At 64.2% G+C, this 19,360-nt stretch carries 20 protein-coding genes and 4 tRNA genes; 12 read left to right on the plus strand and 12 right to left on the minus strand.

What is annotated here, in order from left to right:
* Positions 1 to 27: 27 nt before the first annotated feature.
* From CGLAU_RS00415 to CGLAU_RS00425, 3 genes are read right to left on the minus strand one after another with little or no spacing between them, the layout of a single operon-like run.
* Entirely contained in the window at positions 28 to 1,944 is a 1,917-nt protein-coding gene (locus CGLAU_RS00415) for a galactan 5-O-arabinofuranosyltransferase (protein WP_095658992.1), read from the minus strand.
* Positions 1,945 to 1,975: 31 nt separating this feature from the next.
* Entirely contained in the window at positions 1,976 to 2,632 is a 657-nt protein-coding gene (locus tag CGLAU_RS00420; protein WP_095658993.1) for a response regulator transcription factor, read from the minus strand.
* A complete protein-coding gene (locus CGLAU_RS00425) occupies positions 2,629 to 3,357 on the minus strand; it encodes a sensor histidine kinase (RefSeq protein ID WP_095658994.1) in 729 nt (242 codons plus the stop codon). Before CGLAU_RS00425 ends, CGLAU_RS00420 begins: the two co-directional genes overlap by 4 nt.
* An 84-nt stretch (positions 3,358 to 3,441) precedes the next feature.
* On the opposite strand from CGLAU_RS00425, the gene CGLAU_RS00430 reads away from it, so the two are divergent.
* The gene (locus CGLAU_RS00430) at positions 3,442 to 4,131 is read left to right on the plus strand and encodes an ABC transporter ATP-binding protein (protein WP_095658995.1); all 690 of its coding nucleotides are present in this window, start codon (positions 3,442 to 3,444) and stop codon (positions 4,129 to 4,131) included.
* Complete coding sequence (locus tag CGLAU_RS00435) at positions 4,128 to 5,555, plus strand: FtsX-like permease family protein (protein WP_095658996.1); 1,428 nt, start codon at positions 4,128 to 4,130, stop codon at positions 5,553 to 5,555. Before CGLAU_RS00430 ends, CGLAU_RS00435 begins: the two co-directional genes overlap by 4 nt.
* A gap of 14 nt (positions 5,556 to 5,569) precedes the next feature.
* On the opposite strand, the gene CGLAU_RS00440 is transcribed toward CGLAU_RS00435, so the two are convergent.
* The 3 genes from CGLAU_RS00440 to CGLAU_RS00450 form a co-directional block, all read right to left on the minus strand.
* A complete protein-coding gene (locus tag CGLAU_RS00440; protein WP_095658997.1) occupies positions 5,570 to 6,334 on the minus strand; it encodes a decaprenylphospho-beta-D-erythro-pentofuranosid-2-ulose 2-reductase in 765 nt (254 codons plus the stop codon).
* Between the two features lie 37 nt (positions 6,335 to 6,371).
* A complete protein-coding gene (locus tag CGLAU_RS00445; RefSeq protein ID WP_095658998.1) occupies positions 6,372 to 7,787 on the minus strand; it encodes an FAD-binding oxidoreductase in 1,416 nt (471 codons plus the stop codon).
* Between the two features lie 65 nt (positions 7,788 to 7,852).
* The gene (locus tag CGLAU_RS00450; protein WP_332461816.1) at positions 7,853 to 8,032 is read right to left on the minus strand and encodes a hypothetical protein; all 180 of its coding nucleotides are present in this window, start codon (positions 8,030 to 8,032) and stop codon (positions 7,853 to 7,855) included.
* A 31-nt stretch (positions 8,033 to 8,063) separates the two neighbouring features.
* Between CGLAU_RS00450 and CGLAU_RS00455 the strand changes: the two genes are divergently transcribed.
* From CGLAU_RS00455 to CGLAU_RS00465, 3 genes are read left to right on the plus strand one after another with little or no spacing between them, the layout of a single operon-like run.
* Positions 8,064 to 8,504, plus strand: coding sequence for a hypothetical protein (locus tag CGLAU_RS00455; RefSeq protein WP_095660948.1), 441 nt, complete (start codon positions 8,064 to 8,066; stop codon positions 8,502 to 8,504).
* Positions 8,505 to 8,518: 14 nt separating this feature from the next.
* Complete coding sequence (locus CGLAU_RS00460) at positions 8,519 to 9,415, plus strand: hypothetical protein (protein WP_095659000.1); 897 nt, start codon at positions 8,519 to 8,521, stop codon at positions 9,413 to 9,415.
* Between the two features lie 20 nt (positions 9,416 to 9,435).
* The gene (locus CGLAU_RS00465) at positions 9,436 to 9,945 is read left to right on the plus strand and encodes a GtrA family protein (RefSeq protein WP_198304958.1); all 510 of its coding nucleotides are present in this window, start codon (positions 9,436 to 9,438) and stop codon (positions 9,943 to 9,945) included.
* Here the strand turns inward: CGLAU_RS00465 and glfT1 are convergent.
* Entirely contained in the window at positions 9,887 to 10,792 is a 906-nt protein-coding gene (glfT1, locus tag CGLAU_RS00470) for a galactofuranosyltransferase GlfT1 (protein ID WP_198304959.1), read from the minus strand. The two genes, CGLAU_RS00465 and glfT1, sit on opposite strands and share 59 nt — an antisense overlap.
* A gap of 93 nt (positions 10,793 to 10,885) precedes the next feature.
* Between glfT1 and CGLAU_RS00475 the strand changes: the two genes are divergently transcribed.
* Entirely contained in the window at positions 10,886 to 11,893 is a 1,008-nt protein-coding gene (locus CGLAU_RS00475; RefSeq protein ID WP_157731218.1) for a hypothetical protein, read from the plus strand.
* Between the two features lie 152 nt (positions 11,894 to 12,045).
* On the opposite strand, the gene wzt is transcribed toward CGLAU_RS00475, so the two are convergent.
* Positions 12,046 to 12,849, minus strand: a complete 804-nt coding sequence (wzt, locus tag CGLAU_RS00480) for a galactan export ABC transporter ATP-binding subunit Wzt/RfbE (RefSeq protein ID WP_095659002.1) — start codon at positions 12,847 to 12,849, stop codon at positions 12,046 to 12,048.
* Between the two features lie 24 nt (positions 12,850 to 12,873).
* Positions 12,874 to 13,722 (minus strand): galactan export ABC transporter permease subunit Wzm/RfbD, encoded by an 849-nt coding sequence (wzm, locus tag CGLAU_RS00485; protein WP_095660951.1) that lies wholly within the window; start codon positions 13,720 to 13,722, stop codon positions 12,874 to 12,876.
* 203 nt (positions 13,723 to 13,925) lie between these two features.
* On the opposite strand from wzm, the gene CGLAU_RS00490 reads away from it, so the two are divergent.
* Positions 13,926 to 15,137 (plus strand): aminotransferase class V-fold PLP-dependent enzyme, encoded by a 1,212-nt coding sequence (locus tag CGLAU_RS00490; RefSeq protein ID WP_095659003.1) that lies wholly within the window; start codon positions 13,926 to 13,928, stop codon positions 15,135 to 15,137.
* A gap of 25 nt (positions 15,138 to 15,162) precedes the next feature.
* Here CGLAU_RS00490 and CGLAU_RS00495 read toward each other — a convergent pair whose 3' ends face one another.
* Entirely contained in the window at positions 15,163 to 16,137 is a 975-nt protein-coding gene (locus tag CGLAU_RS00495) for an NAD(P)H-quinone oxidoreductase (protein ID WP_095660952.1), read from the minus strand.
* 54 nt (positions 16,138 to 16,191) lie between these two features.
* Between CGLAU_RS00495 and CGLAU_RS00500 the strand changes: the two genes are divergently transcribed.
* Positions 16,192 to 16,279: transfer RNA gene (locus CGLAU_RS00500), tRNA-Ser, on the plus strand.
* A 1-nt stretch (position 16,280) separates the two neighbouring features.
* Here the strand turns inward: CGLAU_RS00500 and CGLAU_RS00505 are convergent.
* Positions 16,281 to 16,802 (minus strand): hypothetical protein, encoded by a 522-nt coding sequence (locus CGLAU_RS00505; RefSeq protein WP_157731219.1) that lies wholly within the window; start codon positions 16,800 to 16,802, stop codon positions 16,281 to 16,283.
* Between the two features lie 10 nt (positions 16,803 to 16,812).
* Positions 16,813 to 17,403, minus strand: a complete 591-nt coding sequence (locus CGLAU_RS00510) for an aminotransferase class I/II-fold pyridoxal phosphate-dependent enzyme (protein WP_095659005.1) — start codon at positions 17,401 to 17,403, stop codon at positions 16,813 to 16,815.
* A gap of 67 nt (positions 17,404 to 17,470) precedes the next feature.
* On the opposite strand from CGLAU_RS00510, the gene CGLAU_RS00515 reads away from it, so the two are divergent.
* From CGLAU_RS00515 to CGLAU_RS00530, 4 genes are all read left to right on the plus strand, one after another.
* A tRNA-Ser gene (locus CGLAU_RS00515) sits at positions 17,471 to 17,562 on the plus strand.
* A gap of 1 nt (position 17,563) precedes the next feature.
* A tRNA-Arg gene (locus tag CGLAU_RS00520) sits at positions 17,564 to 17,636 on the plus strand.
* Positions 17,637 to 17,791: 155 nt separating this feature from the next.
* Positions 17,792 to 19,177, plus strand: coding sequence for a magnesium transporter (gene mgtE / locus CGLAU_RS00525; protein WP_095659006.1), 1,386 nt, complete (start codon positions 17,792 to 17,794; stop codon positions 19,175 to 19,177).
* 90 nt (positions 19,178 to 19,267) lie between these two features.
* Positions 19,268 to 19,343 (plus strand) — tRNA-Arg (locus CGLAU_RS00530).
* The last annotated feature ends 17 nt before the right edge of the window (positions 19,344 to 19,360 follow it).

Consider the following 19,360-nt stretch of genomic DNA (forward strand, 5'->3'; position numbering starts at 1 on the left):
AGAGTCACCTTACTTCCGGGGGCAAATCTAGTTGCGGACTACTACGACGAACGGGCCGATCTGTGCCTGGCTCCACTCGCCGGCGGGGAATGCGGCGGGGTTGAAGAACAGGCCCTCGTAGCGCACGTTCGGCTGGCTCGGGTAGATGTCGTGGGCGATGTGGGTCTTCAGCGGCGTACCGGCCGCTAGGTCGCCGCGGAAGATGAACGCTTCCGGCCGGCGCCACGCGGACGCGTCGATCGCAGCGGTGACTTCGCGCGGGTTGGTGTTGGAAAGCTCCGCCCACGCGGCCAGGTCCTCGTTGCGCATGTCGAACTCGCCCAGCGGGTTGGCGTAGTGGCTGGTGAACGCGTTGAAGCCGTAGTAGGAGTTGTAGGCCATGAAGTTGATCTCGTCTGTGTAGATCACAGCCTCGCCAGGGTTGCGACCGTTGGTCTTGAGGTACTCCACAATGTCGCCGTAGTAGCGCGCGGCGTCCGGCGGGAATTTGTCGGCGCGCTCGCCGTAACCGTCGGTGTCCGCGTACGCCTGGTCGATGTGGGATTCGTTCTCCTCCGGGATCTGCTGAACGTAGAACAGGGAACCTGCGGCAATCAGGATCACCACTGCGGCGACAAAGCCGCGGTTGGCCTCGTCGCTGAACCGGTCCGGGTATAAGAAATCGAAGCCCACCAGCATAATCTCTGCGATGCCCAGCACACCTGCGGTGGCGAAGATGAGGATGAGCAACACCTCCACGCGGAAACCCAACAGCGAGGTGCCGACGAGTGTCACCGCCATCGATGCCATGGCCCAGAGGTAGCAGACGAGGATAGCCAGGCTCAGCGCTGCGATCTCCGGCTCATTCATGCGGATGACCAGCCATATCAATCCGATGAGCGAAAGCAGCCCGATGATAGAGATGCTGAAGAACGGCAGCGGGAAGTACGTGCCTTCCGGCGGCAGGAAGTGGTTGGCCGTGGAGCGCGCCTGGAAGTCGCCGAAGAGCAAGTTATAGAGGTAGGGCCCCCACGCCACGAGCGCGATGGCCAAGGAAGAGAACCCGATGATCAGCAGGTGTTTGATGGGGGTGAACCCGCGGTCGTTGAGGAAGAGGATCACGGCCAGCACCACCACGGTCAGCGCGGTGATGGCGGTGAACAGTGTGTAGAACGTCGCGGAGACGCCCAGGAACAGTGCGAGTGCGATGGTGGCGAACCAGGAGCCGGACAGCGCGCGCTGAGCGCCGATCGTCGCGGCCGGCACGAACATGGCCACAAGCGCGGCGTAGGGCTCATCCGGCACCTCAGTGAGTACCACCGCGGTGGTGACCATGGCGATCGCCGCGGCCGTCGGAAGCGAGCCGGTAAGGCGGCGCCAGACCGGAGTGAGCATCGCAGCGCCGGCGGCAAGCGAGGTCAGCGCCCACGGCTGGTACACCTCCCAGCCCGGCATGCCGAGCAGGTTGGCCATTCGACCGCCCAGGAAGAACCACCCCATGGGGTAGAAGGTGGGAAGGTCGACGTAGTTCATGTCCGCGTAGGAGATGGACTCCGTCATCCGCGTCAGGAACTGGGTGCGAAAACCCTGGTCCACCTGGATGCCGTCGAGCCACAGCTTGGTGGCGGATAGCGGGATACCCAGCGACGACACCACGATGCCCGCCGGGGCGAGCGACAACACCGCCTCGACGAACCAGTTCCGGCGGCGCGCAGAGATCCACAGCCACGCCGCGATCAGCGCCAGGGCGATGATCAGCAGCGACAGAGAGACCGACAGTGCCCGCGTCACCATCGACGTGTTGAACGCCGGCAGGGTGGTGGTGTGCAGCAGGAACCACGCCACGAACGCGAGTACGCCGCCGATCAATCCGTAGGAGATGATGCGCGCCCACGTTGCACCACCCGAGATCTCATCTGGGGTGTAGGAGGTTACGCGTAACTCGCGGGGGGCAACGGTTGTCATGCGTCTAAGTGTGGCATAAGAGGCTTCTGGTTTAGCCGATACCGCGCTCCGCGAGGTACATCAGGATTGCACGCACTCGACGATTCTCCTCATCCGGGGTCAGCCCGAGCTTGGTGAAGATGTTGGAGACGTGTTTCGCCACCGCCGCGCCGGAAAGGAACAGCCGCTGCGCGATCTGCGCATTGGAGAGTCCCTCAGCCATGAGTTCTAAGACTTCGCGCTCCCGCGGGGTGAGGGTGGTCAACCAGCGGGAGCTGGCGGCCATGAGCTCGCTTGCCACCTGCGGGTCGATCACCACACCTCCAGCTGCAACGGTCTCGCAACCAGCGACAAAGTCTTTCACTTCGGCAACCCGGTCTTTAAGCAGGTAACCGGTGCCGCCTCCGGTCGCGTGCTCCCCGCTGAACAACTCGCGGGCGTACGCTGGGGCGACGTACTGGGATAGCACCATCACATTCACCGCGCCGTGGCGCTGCCGCAGCGACAGGGCTGCGACGAGGCCGTCGTCACGCATCTGCGGGGGCATGCGCACGTCGGTGATGACAAGGTCGGGCACGCAGCCGTCGACAAGCGAGCAAAGCTCCTCGGCATCGGCGGCTTGGCCGACGATGTCGTGCCCGCGGCGGGTGAGGAGTCCGGCGACACCCTCGCGCAGCAGTGCGGAGTCGTCCGCGATCACGATTTTCATGGTGCGATCCCGCTTTCGCCTCGGTAGAGCAGGAGGGGGATGCGGGCGGTGACGGTGGTCGGTCCGCCGCTGGGAGAGCGCAGCTCGACATCGCCGCCGAACGCCGCGATGCGGTCGCGCATCCCCTCCAGACCGCGGCCGGGTACGAATTGCGCGCCGCCGTCACCCTGGTCTGCCACGGCGATGTTGAGCGTGCTGTCGCAGGTAATCAGCACGTTTACTGGCGCGCCGGGCGCGTACTTCGCGGCGTTGGTCAGCGCCTCGGCGGCGAAGAAGTAGCCTGCCGCAAGCACCGGGGCGTCAATCTGCGGCAGCGGGTGCGGGGCGCGCACCGTGGCATGCGGGCCATAGTGGGCCGCGGCGGATTCCACGGCGGCGACCAGCCCGCGGTCGGTGAGTTCCTGTGGGTGGATCCCGCGCACTGTGCGCCGCAGCGCCTCGAGTCCGCTGCGCAGGTTGTTCGCGGCATCGTCGAGGAGTTGGGCGGTCACCCCGCTCGCCGTGAGCTGTGCCTCGCCCACCTTCATCGCGGCGGCCACGAAATACTGCTGCGCGCCGTCGTGCAGGTCGCGCTCGATGCGCAACCGCTCCACCTCGTACGCCTCCGCGATGCGCCGCCGCGAGGCCGTGATCTGGTGGATCGCTGCCGCGGCCGCTGCCTCGTGGTCAACCCCAGTTTCAACCCCGGTCCCGGCCGGGGCACGCCGTGCTCTGGGCCATCTCATATGCATGCACAATAGCGGGGTAGTGCTGGCACTACCCTGATTTGGGCGCTCGCACCATGGCTTTCGCCGCTGCGCCCGATTGGAATGAACACCATGCTTGTACTCAACGACATCACCAAGTCCTTCACCCAGCAACGGGTGCTCGAAGGCATCAGCCTCGAAGTCGGCCGCGGCGAATCGCTCGCCATCATGGGCCCTTCCGGCTCCGGCAAGTCCACGTTGCTCCACTGCATGTCCGGGGTACTCACCCCCGACACCGGTGAGGTTGTCTTCGAGGGTCAAAGCATTTCTTCGCTTGACGACGCCGCGCGGTCCACCCTCAGGCTCAATCACTTCAGCTTCATCTTCCAAGATGGACAGCTCCTTCCGGAGCTCACCGCCAAGGAGAATGTGGCGCTGCCGGCAATCATGCGCGGAGTGGCGCAGAAGGAGGCACACGCCGAGGCGACGGAGATGCTCACCCGCCTCGGGCTCGGCGCGTACACCGAGCGCTTCCCGGGCCAGCTGTCCGGCGGCCAGGCCCAACGCGTTGCCATCGCGCGTGCTCTGATCGGGCCGCCATCGGTGGTGTTCGCTGACGAGCCAACCGCCGCGCTCGATCAGGCCACCGGGCACGAGGTGATGCAACAGATCACTGCGGTAGCCGAGAAATTCGGCGTGACCTTGGTGTTGGTCACCCACGACCCGAAGATCGCCGCCTGGTGCAACCGCCGCATTGAGATCCGCGACGGGTTGATCCACGACGAGACGTTCCGGGAGGGGATGCGCCGATGACGCCGTCAACCACGCAATCGCAGTCACACTCCCTGACCCCGATGACGCTCGCCCGCGCCGCGATGTCGAGCAGCCGCGAGGGACGCGATCAGCGCACCAGCGGTGAACGTTGGGTGCGTGTGCTCTCCCTGGCCGCGTTCACCGTGTCGACCTGGATGTTGCTCACTCTGGCCGGCGGTACCTGGATGTTTGTGGGCCGACACCGCAATCCCGGGGAGGTGTTGCAGGCCGCCAGCGAAGAACTGCACGGACCGCAGGGCATTCCGTACATCTTTCTCGCGCTGTTCGCGTCGCTACTGTTAATCCCCACCCTGCTCAACCTGCTCACCCAAGCTGCGCGGGCCAACCTTTCCGGGCGCGAAACGCACCTGGCAACCCTGCGCCTGCTCGGCGCAACCGCGGGCCAAGTACGGGGCATGATGATTGTCGACGCCTTGCGTCAAGCCGCCATAGGCCTCGTCCTAGGCACCGTGCTCTACGCGGTGACGGTGCCGGTGTGGTCGCTCATTGCGTTCCAAGGGGAGCAAATCGGACGTTGGGAGATGTTGACCTGGTGGCTGATCCCTGTCGTCTGGCTGGTGGTGCTGGCGTTGGCTGCGGCGTCGGTGTGGCTTGCTCTTCGGCGCGTTTCGATCACCCCGCTCGGTGTCAGCAAACGAGTACCGCCCAAGGGACAAAACCTGGTGACGTTCGTCCTGTCCTTCGTGATCACTTGGGCGCTGCTCAAGATGTTGAGCCGGTTCGGGTTGTCGCCGTCCGCCGACACTGGGGTGTATCTCGGAGTGCTGGTGTTCGGTGCCGCGTTCATGCTGGCTAACGCAGTGTTTGCCGTCGGGCTGATCCAACTCGTTGCGCGCCTGAGTTATAGGGTGCCGGGGTCGAAGAACTACGTGGCCACCCGCAGGGTCGGACGCGATGCGAAGACCACGTGGCGCCGCGTCGCTGCTTTGTTCTTCCTTGCCTTCACCGCGGGTTTCGCGTCCAGGCTGTCACTTGTTGAAACCGAATTCGAATCGGTGGCAGTCGATATGTACACCGCCGACATTCCGACGGGTGTCGCAATCACTGTCACCTTCGGCATTGTGCTGCTGTGCGTCTCCACCCTGCTTGGCCAGGCGCTCGCCGTCGTCGAGCAAAAATACCTGACGAGGTCGCTGTACTTCATTGGTGCGCCAGCATCGTTCCACACCGCAGTCGCTGTGCGGGAGATCGGGATCCCAATGGCCATTGTGTCCTTCATCGGATTGATCCAGGGCGGCCTGATGGGCACAGTGATGTCCGTCGAGCAGCCGAACACCATGACGAGCCTGATCCAGTTCGTGGCCCTGGTCGCCATCGCCTTGATCGTCTCGGTGGCTGCCGTGTACGCAACCGGCCCGCTCCGCCAGCGGGTGCTGGCGCAAACGGGCCGGTTGAACGACTAGCGAGCAATGAGCGACTAGAAGCTCAGCTTGCGCATGATCGGTGCCGGGATGTGCTGCAGCACCAGGGAGATTGGGCCGAAGAGCTTGTGCACGAACACGTACCGGTCGCCCTTCAGCGCAGCCTCCACGGCAGCCTCCGCTACGTCTTCCTTGTTCACGGTCAGCGGGGCTTCGTCCAGACCTGCGGTCATCTTGGTGCGAACCTGGCCGGGGCGGACAACGGTGACCCGCACGCCGTCGTTACGCAATGCCTCGCCGAGCTGGAGGTAGAAGCCGTCCATACCTGCCTTGGCCGAGCCGTAGACAAAGTTGGAGCGGCGCACCTTCTGGCCCGCGACGGAGCTCATGGCGATGATGGTGCCGTGGCCCTGGCGCTTCATGGCCTGGCCGAGCAGCACGCCGACGGAGACGTATGCGGTGTAGTTCGTCTGCGCGGACTCGACGGCGAGCGCCTGGTCCTGCCAGAGCGCTTCCTGGTCGCCGAGGGTGCCGAAGGCCACCACGGCCACGTCGATGTCGCCGTCCTCGAAGGCGGCGTCGATAACGCCTTGGTGCGCGGCGGTGTCGAGCGCGTCGAAGTCGATGACGCGCACCTTGCCGGCGCCTGCCGCGGTGACGGCGTCAATCGCGCCCTGAAGACGCGGGGAGTCCTCGCGCGCGCAAAGCGTCACGGTCGGTGCACCGCCGCGGTGCACCAGCTCCTCCACGATGGCGAGGCCGATCTCGGAAGTGCCGCCGATCAGCGCGATGTGTTGTGCCTGTCCTACTGCGTTGAGCATTTATTTGGTCCCTTTCTGCTTCCTGATCCGCAGTTTCCTAGTTGAGTTCCAACCTGCGCGACAGGTCAGAAGCGAACACACCGGTCGGGTCGATGGCGCGGCGGGTCTCCAGCCAGCCAGCCATGCCCGGGTACATCGCGTGGAACTTCTCGGCGGAGGTACGCGATTCCTTGGCCAGGTAAAGGCGGCCGCCGAACTCCATGACTTGGTCGTCCAAGCGGTCGAGGAATTCGTTGAGCCCGTCGCGGATCGGGAAGTCGACACAGACGTTCCAGCCCTTCATCGGGTAGGACAACGGCGCGCGGTTACCCTCGCCGAACAGCTTGAACACGTTGAGCGCGGTGTAGTGCCCGGAGGACTGGATCTGGTAGATGATGTCCTTGAACGGCTCGACAGCGTCGGTGGGCACCACAAACTGGTACTGCAGGAAGCCGGCATCGCCGTAACCGCGGTTCCACTCGCCGATGAGATCCAGCGGTTGATAGAACTGCGTGAGGTTCTTGATCTGGTTCTTCGCGGGGCCGCCCATGAGGTAGTAGGCCTCGCCGATCATGCGCAGCGTGAGCTTGTTCATGGTCCAGGACGGGAACACGTCCGGCACCGTCATCAGCTGCGGAGCGTTGAACTTTAGCGGGTCCTTGGCCAGGCGCGGCGCGTACTCCTCGAGCTGCGCCAAGGTAGCCAGCGAGCCGCGGGAAATGGTGGAGCGGCCCGTCTTCGGCGGTGCGGAGATCGCGTCGAACCATGCAGAAGAATAGGTGTAGTTCACCTCCGAGCCGTCCGAGTGTGCCGCGATGGTCTCATCCAGGGTGCCGGTCCGTTCGGTGTCCGAGATGAAGTACGCGGTCTCGGTCTTGGTCATCGCGATCCGCGCGCGCAGGATGATGCCGGTCAGGCCCATGCCGCCGACGGTGGCCCAGAACAAGGTGCCGTCCGGGTCGTCCGCGGAGCCCTCTGGCTCGAGGTGCAGCACGCGGCCGTCGGCGACCAGCAGTTCCATGGAAACAACGTGGTCGCCGAAGGAGCCGGCGGAGTGGTGGTTTTTGCCGTGGATGTCCGGGCCGATCGCGCCACCGATGGTCACCTGGCGGGTACCGGGCAGCACCGGAACCCACAGGCCGTACGGCAGCGCCGCCTTCATCAACTGATCCAGGGTCACGCCCGCGTCCACGTCCACGATGCCGCTGTCCGGGTCGATGGAGTGGATCTGGTTCAGCGGCTGCATGTCAATGACCAGGCCGCCGCCGTTTTGCGCCGGGTCACCGTAGGAGCGGCCCATGCCGCGCGCGATCACGCCGCGGCGCTGGGATTCGGGGAGGGAGGAATTCTCGTCCGCGACTTGAGCGACGGCCGCGCGGATCACATCAACGTCCGGGGTGGCCAGCACGTGGGCGGTGGACGGAGCAGTGCGACCCCACCCGTAGAGGGACTTTTGTTCGGTGTGCAGTTCCATGGCACCCAAGCCTACCGACCAAAAACCCGAATACCGGGCACAATAGGTGTGATCTTAATTAACGCTTAGAGTTCGAGGATCTCGCGGATTTCCGCAGGCAACTCCTCTTGGGAAGTAATCTGCGGCCGCCCCGCCTCCGTGTGCTCGCGCAGCAGCTGCATCACCCGCGCGCGGCTCGTTGAATCCAGCACCGGCAGCTCTTGTGCCATCAGTTGTTGCATGAAGTGGTTCAAGGGTTGTGCCATGGGCGTAACTGTAGCGCTACCATCGGCACCCATGACCACCAATGCAACCATCCAGGAAGCAGTCGACGAAACCCAGATCGACTACAACGCACTGGACAACACGCTCGGCGGCCGAGTCATCCAGGCAGGGTTCATCGCAGCATTCTTCGCCACTCGTTCAGTTCCGGCTCGCGTTGGGTTGAGCATTTTGAACTTGACGACGGTCGGGCTGTTCAATGCGTTCGACGAAGATCCCCGAAACGACCTCACTTCCCGGGTGGACGCGGAACAAGGCGAAGACGAATCTGTGGCGTTGTCCTGGGGCGTGCTCGCCGGGCTGGGAGCAGGCACGATTGCCGCTTTGACTGTGGCCGCGAAAGCTCAGTCGGGGATTGCCGGTTGGCTGGCTGGGCGGGGCGTCGCAAAGCCTGATGCTCTGATTGGCCTTGCTGCGGGCGGAGCTTACCTGGCGGCAAAGCAGCTGCGACCGTAGCTATATTGGGCGCCATGTCCAGCACGATCTACAGATCCGCATCGCTTGCGCCGGTGATCAACCTCGCCGCCGAGCGGACGCGCCGCCGCAATGGCAGTGCCGCTGCGGCCGATGTGGGCGACACGCTCATCGTGCGCATCGTGCTGGTGTCCGACGACACGGTGTACCGCTGGGTAGGCATCGATGAGCGCACCACGATCCGGGAGTGCTGCACCGTCGTGGAGACGGTGTTCGGGATCGATGAGCTGCGCGCCACTGAAGACGGCACCGATGCGGTGCGGGCGGAGGCCGATGGGGCCTGCGAACTGCGAGACGTGCTGGACGCGCCGGGGGAGGCCACAGCCTTTACGTGGGGGTTGTGGCAGTTCGGCATGCAGCTTGCCGACGTCTACCCGCGCGACGAATCGACCCCACCTGCCGTGTGCGTCGCGGGCTCCGGGTCGTTCGGCGATGCCCGCTTCGACATCGGACGCGTGAACGCGCAACTGCTGGGCGCGGAACGGGTCAAAGATCTCGCCTCGCTGGTGCGCGACGACGTCCGCGACGTACTGGAGCGCGCGAGCACCCACGACTTCTTGCCGCTGATCCACGCGCTCGGCGTGGAGCGCGCCGTGTCGCCGGGGGAGATGCCGGTCGTGGCCCGCGCGCGCTTGGCGCGACTGCCCGTGGAGGCGGATCCGCGCGCCCGAGACGCGTTCTGGGCATCGGTGCTTGCCGCCGCATGCTGCGGGGATGCGGCAAGCACAGACTCGATCACCGAATCCATTATGCAGGCGCTGCGCGCTGCGGATCTCTCCGCCGCCGAGGTCAGGCAGCTGTGCGCGGCATCGCTCGCGGATCTCGATGCGCTCACCGCGAACCTCTCGTTGCCGGAGCGACTAGACGTCTACCGTGATCTGATTCGGGGGTAGACGCTGTAGACTCAGCCCGCGTGAGTGCTTCCGGTGTGAAAAAGCAGCTGATCCCGTTCGTCATCATCGGCGTGGGCTGCGCCGTCCTTGACTTCGGCATCACCTACCCCGTCGATGAGCTCACGTCACTGTCTCGCGAGATGGCAAAGGCCATCGGCTGGGTGGTGGGCACCATCGTGGCCTATGTGCTGAACTCACGGTTCGCTTTTCACGCCGAAGTCAGCGCCAAGAAGGCTGGCGGGGTGTTCGTCCTGTACGCCACCACCTTCGCGGTGCAGATCCTGCTGTACCGCTATTCAGCGTTGCCGCTGCGCGCGCTGGGGCTGAACAAGTTCTTTACGGACCTGATCAGCTTCATCATCGCCCAAGGCGTCGCCACAGTCACCAACTTCGTGCTGCAGCGCCGGGTGATCTTTAGGGAAGAGACGAAAATAATTGAGTCGCAAGAGCCCGTCGTCAAGCAAAAAGCCCCTATGGGCGACGGAAGTCCTCCCGTGCCCCCATCCGCAGTAACTTCAACCAATTCTTGAAAGCGGCTGGGTCGCGGCGCTGAAGGAGGAAGAACCACGCGAAACGCACAACTTCCTGGAACTTCATCGTGCGCATGCCGCGCTGGTTGATGATGAAGCCGCGGTTGCGGTACGCGAAGTAGCGCTTCGTCTCATTATCCGGGAACTGCGCGTGCGCGCGGCCGCCCATGATCGGCTGGAACTCGCTGGAACCGTCTGGGTGCAGGTAGAACGCGGTGAGCGCGGTGCCGTAATCCAGGCCCGAGTTGGAAAGGCGGCGGTGGTACTCCACCTCGTCGCCGCGGATGAAGAGGCGGTAATCCGGCACGCCAATGCGCTCCATGGCCTCGGCGGAGATGAGAGCGCCGTTGAACAAGGACGCGTAGCCGGGCAGGAACTCGCCCTCCAGCTCGTCGGTGTTGCGCATCCAGGTCAAGCCCTGTCGGATTGGGAACGCGAGGCGGTTCGGGTCGTCAATGGCCGCGACAATCGGGCTGACCTCGTGGAGGTTGCGCTCCTCAGCGACGCGGTAGAGCTCCGCGAGGGTCTCGTGGCTCTCCGGGCGGCCGTCGTCGTCGGCGCACCAGATGGCGTCCGCGCCGAGTGCGAGTGCGTGGAGGAAGCCGTAGGCGAAACCGCCCGCGCCGCCCAGGTTCGTGTGGCTGGGTAGGTAGACGCCGCGGTCCTTTGCGAGGTCGCTGAGCAGCTGCTCAACCTCCGACTCCGCGCCGTTATCCACCACAATCACCCAATCCACCGGGTGGGTCTGGTTCACAACTTGCTCCAACGAGTGGCGCAGAAGTTCCACGCGCTTATGGGTGACAATCACTGCGGCCGTAGTTCCTGAGGATTTTAAGGTCTTTGTCATGTCGACGATTATGCCTTGGTCAGGCCGAGCTGGCTGGGCGGAGTGCGCGTCGGCGCGGGGAACCGAAGCAGGAAAACCGAGGTCTAACCCAGTGTGGGCAAGCTTTTCGACGGCATGCACGTGGTGCCCGGAGACCTCTTAATCCGGGCGAGTGGCGCTGTTCCTGGTGCTGTTCCTGGCGCTGCTCCTGGCGACGGTTTCAGCGGCCTGGTGGAGGTGGCTGGCGGCTACTCCATTCCGCATCGCTTTGCGACTGAGCGCGCCATCGCACGTGCCGCCGCCCGCCACCACCCGCGCGGGATTGCGTACGAGATTCCCGCGGCGTACCGGGCTGCGGCTTACGGCCTGACGCACCCGGATTTCACCGTGACCGGGTTTGGGGCGCTTGCGCTCTACGGACTGCCTTTCCTCGTCGACGCCTGCGACACGGTCTTGGAAGGGCCCCGCGTTGACCGGAAACAACTGGCCACGGCCACGACCCCCACCCTGGTACGCGGCCATTTGAAGCGTGATGAAGTCTGGAACGTGCATTGCCACGGCAAACCGATCACAGTAGCGGCGCCAGCGATCGCGGTGGTGCAGGCGCTGAAAGCCATCCGCCAAGGGGAGGCGAGCTGGTCAACGATCCCTGTAGAGGGAAGAGACCCTGCGTTCGTAAGAGCAGTGCAGCTCGTGGACGCCGCGCGGCGCTTCCTCGATGTAGAAACTGAAGAGATCGTCCGAGCAAGTCGTCAAAAGCTGAATTCCCGGTGGGTGAGTGAGGTGGTCGCGGCATCTTCGAAGAACGCTGACTCTCCGAAAGAAACCGAAATGCGCCTCCTCGCGCAGCAGCTAGCCGATCGGTATTGCCTGACCTTGAAGGAGCAGGTGGTGATTCGGAAAGACGGTGAGCCGGTAACCCGCCTTGACCTCGCTTTCATGGAACCAAAGGTCGGCTTGATGTACGACGGCGCACAGCACTGGGACTTTGAACGCCGGCAGAAGGACGCCAAGATCAATCTCGACGCTGCAACATTGAGGTGGACGATGCTGAGGTTCGCATCGGGGACCTTGGGCACGCTGCCTACGACGGTGGCCGGGCTGCTCGATGAAATTCTGTAAGAATTTAAATCGCGCGAGATCCGACCTGGGGAAACGCGGCAACAGAGGCCCGTCTCAGTAAGTTCCTACAGGGTGAGACGGGGTCGGGCGGCGAGGGACGGAGTCGGGCGGCGAGGGACGGGGGTTGAGCGGGGAGGAGGGCGAGGCGGGGGTTAGCGATCGACGGCATCGGGGCCGTGGAAGCGCTCGACCAGGTCGGCGACGTACTCGCCGGCCTCGGGGCCTTCGTAGGCGGCGACCACGTCAGAGACCAAGCCAGCCTGCCGGATTTCTCCCTTGTCCACCCACAAGGCCGTGTTGCAGAGCTGCGCCAAGAAGTCGTTGGAGTGCGACGCAAAGACCAAGATGCCGGATCTTTCCACCATCTCCGCCAACCGCACCCGGGCCTTGGACATGAAGGCGGCGTCTACCGCGCCGATGCCTTCGTCGAGAAGCAAAATTTCTGGCTCGATCGAGGTGACAACCCCGAGGGCTAAGCGGACGCGCATGCCGGTGGAGTAGGTGCGAAGGGGCATGGAGAGGTAGTCGCCGAGCTCGGAGAATTCGGCGATCTCGTCCATTTTGGCTTTCATTTGTTTGCGGGTCTGGCCGAGGAAAAGCCCGCGGATGATGATGTTTTCGTAGCCGGAGATCTCCGGATCCATGCCCACGCCGAGGTCGAAGACCGGCGCTACGCGGCCGCGGACGACGGCGGAGCCGCGCGTGGGTTCGTAGATGCCGGAGAGCAGCCGCAGCAGGGTGGACTTGCCGGCGCCGTTGTGGCCGACGAGGCCGACGCGGTCGCCCTCGCGCAGGTGGAGGTTGATGTCGCGAAGCGCCTCGACGACCACGGTGTTGGAGGCGTTCTTGCCAATCTTGCCGCCGGCGGAAGCCATCATGGCCTTTTTCAGCGAGCGCGATTTGGCGTCGAAAATGGGGAAGTCGACGCACGCGTTGTAGGTGTCGATGGAAACCATGAGAACCTTTCGAAGCTCCCGTCTTTAAACCCAGTAGGGGACTCGGAAGCGCATCTGCTTCATTGCGAAGAGTGTGACCACCAAGCCGACTGCTGTGCACGCCAGCACTATCCACCAGTGGTATGCGGCGACCTCATGCCCGATCAGGGGTGCGCGCACGATTTCCAGGTAATGGTACAGCGGGTTAATCTCCGCCAGCATCGCGCGCTGCTCGACCTCGCCGCCCTGCGCTTTGAGGGTCTGGGTGGTCCATACGATCGGGGTGACGTAGAACAGCAACTGCACGAGCGCTTCGAGCAGGGGCGCGACATCGCGGAAGCGGGTGGCGATGATGCCGAACAACATGGTCACCCACACCCCGTTGAGTACCAGCAGGAACAGGCCAGGCAGCGCCCACAGCGCGTTCCAGCCAAGGTGGATGCGGAAAATCAGGACGAGCAGCGCCCAAATGATCATGTTGTGGGCTAAAAACAGCAGCTGGCGCCACACCAGCCGGTAGACGTGGACGGACAGCGCCGAGGGCAGCTGCTTGATCAGGCCCTCGTTCTCAATGAACACGGTGGAGCCGTCTTTAATGCAACCGGAGATGAAGCCCCAGACGATGAAACCGACGGTGACGTGCGGCAGGAACACCGCGACGTCGATTTGGAACAGCATGGAGTAGAGCAGCCCTAGGGCCAGCGACATCACGCCGGTTGCGATGGTGATCCACAGTGGACCGAGCGTGGAGCGGCGGTAGCGCTGCTTGATGTCTTGCCAGCCCAGCTGCAGCCAGAGTTCGTGCTGCCCCCAGCCGCGCACCAAGTCGCGCCACGCCATGCGCATGGTTTTCGACGGTGACGGCGGGGTGACCTCCCCAGGCTCGCTGGTCATGCGGGCGACGTCCGCCCGCAGTTGTTCTACGTCGTGCACGTGATTCACCCTAGCGCCCCCTCAACGCGATTTAAGGATTCGCGTCCACTGGATTCCGCGAAGCGGCGAAGGGAGTACTAAGGAGCAGGAGGTATGCACGTTGGAAACGCAGCGTGCATAATAAGAATTCGGCAAGAAATTCGGAAAAGGTCTGGGAGGTTTTCGTGGCCTACGATGTTGCGGGTGTCCGCGGCCTCTACACCTCTCTTTCGGATGGTTGGACGTACCTGAACGCCCACGACACCCCGCAGGTTCCGGAGCGGGTGGCGTCGGCGGTGGCGCGTTCGTTCCGGATGGCGTGCGGTGTCTCCGCGCCCGAGCTGAGCCGCGGTATCCACACGCGCGACCGAGTTGGCCGGCCGGAGGGCGACGCGTTCGTTGCGGATGCACGCGCGGCCGTCGCAGACCTCGCGGGAGTGACCCCGGAGCGGGTGCTGCTCGGCCCGAGCCTACCCGCGCTCTACTTGGCGCTTACAGCGGCGATGCGCCCGCTGTACCGCTATAACTCCTCGGTTGTGCTCACGAACGTTCACAACACCCAGCTCAACGGCATCCTCGAGCGCGCCGATGCCGAGGTGCGCTGGGCGCTGGCCGACCTCGCCACCGGGGAGCTGCCGGCGTGGCAGTTCGATTTGCTTGTCGACGGCTCGACGCGCCTGGTTGCGGTTCCCGCCGCCCACGCGCAGCTGGGCACGGTGGTTCCGGTCCGCGAGATCGGCGAGCGGATACGCGAACGCTCGAGAGCTTGGTTGCTTGTCGACGCTTCGGCGTACGCCCCGTATCGCCTCCTTACTTTCGACGACTGGGAAGCCGATATCGTCGCCATCGACGTGGCTAAACTCGGCGGCCCGCAAGTTGCAGCCCTGGTGTTCCGGGATGAAGCAATGCTCTACCGCCTTGAGGAGAACGTGCTCACCATGCCTATCTCTCCGGGGTTGGCCGGTGGCGTGTCTGCAACGGTGGAGCACTACGCATCGCTGGTGGAGCAGCAGAACGGCCGCCGCTCGCGCCGCAGCCGCCTTGTCGACTCGATGGGTGAGGCGTCGCGTTACATGGAGCACTTGCGTGAAGACGTCTACACCTTCTTGGGCACGCTGCCCATGGTCCACATCGTCGGCTACTCCGGGGAGGCTGCCGAGCACAGCAACGCCGACCGCATCCCGCGGATGACGTTCGGGGTGACCGGGGTTCCCTCGGCCACCGTGCATCAGCGTTTGGTGGCGAACGGGATGATCGCTACTGAGACGTCGATAAGCAAACTGCTCCGCGAAATGGGTGTGGAAGAGATGGGTGGAGCGGTGACCCTCGGCCTGAGCCCGTTCAACACGCAAGCCGACATCGTGCAGCTCACGCGCACCGTGGCGTCGCTTGCCTGACGGCTGCGCAACGGGCTACAGCGGGCTACACAGTCAGGACGATTTTGCCGGTGTTGTCGCCGGAGTCCATTTTGTCGTGTGCTTTTGCGGCCTCGGTGAGGGGGAAAGCGGCGCTGATATTAGGTTTGATGGCACCAGATTCGACGAGCGGCCAGACGTGCTCGATGGTGGAGCGGACGATGTCGGCTTTCATCGGGCGGGGGCGGGCGCGCAGCGTGGTGGCGTGCAGCGATTGGCGGCGCGGCATCATGCGCCCGAGCGAGATCTCGCCCTTCGGGCCGCCCTGCAGTGCGATGACCACGATCTGCCCGTCAACGGCGAGCGCCTTCACGTTGGGTTCGAGGTAGGGGCCGCCGATGACGTCGAGGATGACGTCCGCCCAGCCCTTGAGCTCCTCGGCGAAGTCCTGTTCTTTGTAGTTGATCGCGATGTCCGCGCCGAGGTTGGTGCAGTACTCCAGCTTCTCGGCGGAGCCGGCGGTGGTGGCCACCTCACAGCCGAGTTGCTTGCACAGCTGGATGGCAAACGAGCCGATGCCGCCGGAGCCGCCGTGGATGAGCACCTTTTTCGGGCTGCCGTCGACGTGCGGTTCGTGGACGCCGGCGAGCATGCCGAGGTTGGACCACACGGTGCAGGCAACCTCGACGACACCGGCGAGCTCCTCGAGCGAGAGGTTATCCGGCTTGGGCATGAGCTGGCCCTCCGGCACCGCGACGTATTCGGCGTAACCGCCGCCGGCGAGCAAGCAGCCGACCTCTTCGCCCTGCTCGCGGCCGGTGGTGCCCGGGTCTTCGATCACGCCGGCGCACTCGAGGCCGATGATGTCGGATTCGCCCTTCGGCGCCGGGTACTTCCCGGCCGCCTGCATCAGGTCGGCGCGGTTGACACCGGCGGCGACTATCTTCACCAGTACCTCGCCGTCTTGCAGCTCAGGGGTGGGCACGTCACGCAGCTCAAGGGAGCGGGGATCGGATTCGTCGGTGATCTGGATAGCCTTCATGCCCACCCAGGATAGCGGGATGCAAAGGGCCATACGGTAAGCTTTCTCACCGCTGGAGACGTGGCAGAGCGGCCGAATGCACCGGTCTTGAAAACCGGCGAGGGTCACACCTCCGGGGGTTCAAATCCCCCCGTCTCCGCCAATTACGCTTCGTCCGGGAACAACTCCGGCATGGTGTGGAACTGGCGCTCGCCGTCGAAATCGCTTTCCACACCGCGCAGCACCTCAATCGCGCGCTTCGTCGCCGCGCGGTGCTGGCCGGCGACCACTTGGATCTGCTCAATCGGGAACTGGCCGCGCAGCTGCACCACGGCAGTGCCGTCCGTGCGGTGCGCGAAATCCGTGCCCATCAACCCGGCGACCTCGTCCAGCGACTCCACTGAGCGCACGTCGGTGCCGGCGCCGGAGCGATCGTTAAAGCGCCAGTTGCCTTGTGCGCGGTCCAAATCGCCCAGCGGCACGCCGAGCAGCACAATGTCCGCGCCGCCGCCAGACACGGCGGAGGTCTTCGGGGTGAGGAAGAACGGCACCGATTCGCTATCGCCCTTCAAGGGCCCAGCGGTCAGGGAGTCAATTTGAGCCGGGAACCAGACAAGCCAGTTCGCAGCGTCGGAGTGGTCGCCGCGTGCAGAGAAACCAGAGGTCAGCCAGGTGTTGAGTTTCATGTGCATAAGTCTAAACAAAACTGCTGATCAGCGCTTCGCTGCCAAATGCGTACGCCACGCGCACGTCCGCCAGCCCGTACGCCTTGTTGAAGCTGCGCAGCACCACCAGGTTCGGGTGCGCGGCGATCGCATCCGTGCTCACCACCTCAGCTTCATCGCCAGCCTCATCGCCGGCCCCCTCATCCGGGTACTCCAGGTGCGTCTCATCCAGCATCACCGTCACCCGCTCGGGCACCGTGCGCATGAACTCGGTGAGCTCGCGCGTGGTCATAGAATCCCCCGCCAGCTCCGCGGGGGAGGAGAGGAAAATCAGGCACGTTGAGTCGTCGATAAGCGAAAGCATCTGCTCCAAGTCGTGCGAACCGTCCGGTTTGAAGGGGACCGGTTGCGGGCAGGCTTGCCCCAGTACAGGTGGTGGGGGAGCATCGGTCCGCTCGGTATAGAGCACTTTGCTTGACGACGCACACGTGGACCCAACCAGTCGCCCAAGCAGAGCCAACGTGTTGTTGCCCACCGCTACCTGCGCCGTTGGCAGGCCGAGGTGGTCGGCGAGGGTCTCGCGCAGCTCGGTGGTGAATGCGTCGCAGGGCGTGGTGTCCATGAGGTTTAAGTGTATGCCGAGTGTATTTGGTTGGGGTGGGGGTGTGGTCTAGAATGTTCCAAGGTCTGGAGACGTGCCAGAGTGGCCGAATGGGGCTCCCTGCTAAGGAGTTGCCCTCTTTGCGGAGGGCCGCAGGTTCAAATCCTGTCGTCTCCGCCACGCGCCCGTAGCTCAACGGATAGAGCATCTGACTACGGATCAGAAGGTTGGGGGTTCGAATCCCTCCGGGCGCACAGAAAAACCCCTGCATGTGCAGGGGTTTCGGTGTTCTTCGGGTGTGCTCTGGGCGGGCCTTGTCTCCAGCTGGCAGGAATCTTGCAATCCGCCTACTCTGCCTTGAGCGGGCAGCGGAATCCTCGGGCCTGACAGAGCGGAAAGGAAGAGGAGCATGACGACGCCACAGACTCCTTCCCTCGTCAACGAAGACGAGGCAATCTACGAGCTGGAGAAGGTTCTCGGGGCCCGCAAAGACTTGGAGCCGGACGAGCTCGCGGTGATGCAGGAGGCGCTGGAAAACCTGTCGCTGCGCCAGGTCATCGAGCTGATTGAGCGTCAGCCGTCGAAGCGCGGCGCGGTGCTGCTTCGGCTACTCGCTCCGCAGCGCGCCACCGCCGCCTTCGACGCGCTTGATCCTGGGCACCAGGCCGACATCGTGGGGGCGCTCGCGCACGAAGATGTGACGGATCTCTTTGCGGCGCTGGGCGTCGAGGACCGCGTCCAGCTCCTGGACAACCTGCCGGCGGAGATCGCCGACCAGGTCATGTCCGGCCTCGACGAGGAGGAGCGCGAGAGCACCAACGCGCTCATGGGCTACGAACGCGGCACCGTCGGACGTCACATGTCGCCGGATGTGCTGGTTGTGGAACCGGCCGATGGCGTTGAAGGGGTCGTCGACAAGCTGAAAGCTGAAGCTGAAAACCTGGAGACGATTTACACGCTGCCTGTAGTGGACGAGGATCGTGTGCTGATCGGCATCACCGGGCTGAAGGATCTGTTCGCGGCGAATTCGGGCGCCACGATCGGCGACATCATGCACGAGCCCGCATGGGCGGAGGCGACCGATGACGCCGAAGGCACTGCGCGGTGGTTCCTGTCCACCCACCACATCGCGATTCCCGTGGTGGATGCGGATCATCGCCTCGTGGGCATTTTCACTCACGACGAAGCACAGGACGTGATCGAGGGTGCCGACAACGAGGACCACGCGCGCCAGGGCGGATCCGAGGCGCTGAACAAGCCGTACTTGTCCACGCCGGTGGTGGAGCTGTTCCGCTCGCGCGTGGTGTGGCTGCTGGTGCTTGCCGTCTCCGCGATCTTGACCGTGCAGGTGCTCGACGTGTTCGAGGCGACGATCGCGGAGGTGACCGTGCTATCGCTGTTCATTCCGCTGCTGACCGGCACCGGCGGTAACACGGGCAACCAGGCTGCCACCACCGTCACGCGTGCGCTGGCGCTTGGCGACGTCCGCAAGCGCGACATCGCCAAAGTCATGTGGCGCGAGTGCCGCGTCGGCCTCACTCTCGGAGCGGTGCTGGGCACGATCGGCTTCGCACTGGCGTGGGTGGTGTTCAGCCAGGAGATCGGCATCATCATTGGTGCGACGTTGCTGTGCATTTGCACGATGTCCGCGACCGTCGGCGGCCTCATGCCGATTCTGGCGAAGGCCATCGGCGCAGACCCGGCCGTGTTCTCCAACCCGTTCATCTCCACGTTCTGCGATGCGACGGGACTTGTCGTGTACTTCTTCATCGCGAAGACCGTGCTAGGTATTTAGCGCACCTCTCCCATCTAGCGCGCATTTAGTGGCGTGACCTGCCATTTTGGTAGGTGCGGGGTCCCGGTGTAATGTTGTCCCACGTTGTAAGCGCCCGTAGCTCAACGGATAGAGCATCTGACTACGGATCAGAAGGTTGGGGGTTCGAATCCCTCCGGGCGCACCACGCAAAGCCCCTGATTA

The sequence above is a fragment of the Corynebacterium glaucum genome (assembly GCF_002287505.1).
GTDB classification, from domain to species: Bacteria; Actinomycetota; Actinomycetes; order Mycobacteriales; family Mycobacteriaceae; genus Corynebacterium; species Corynebacterium glaucum.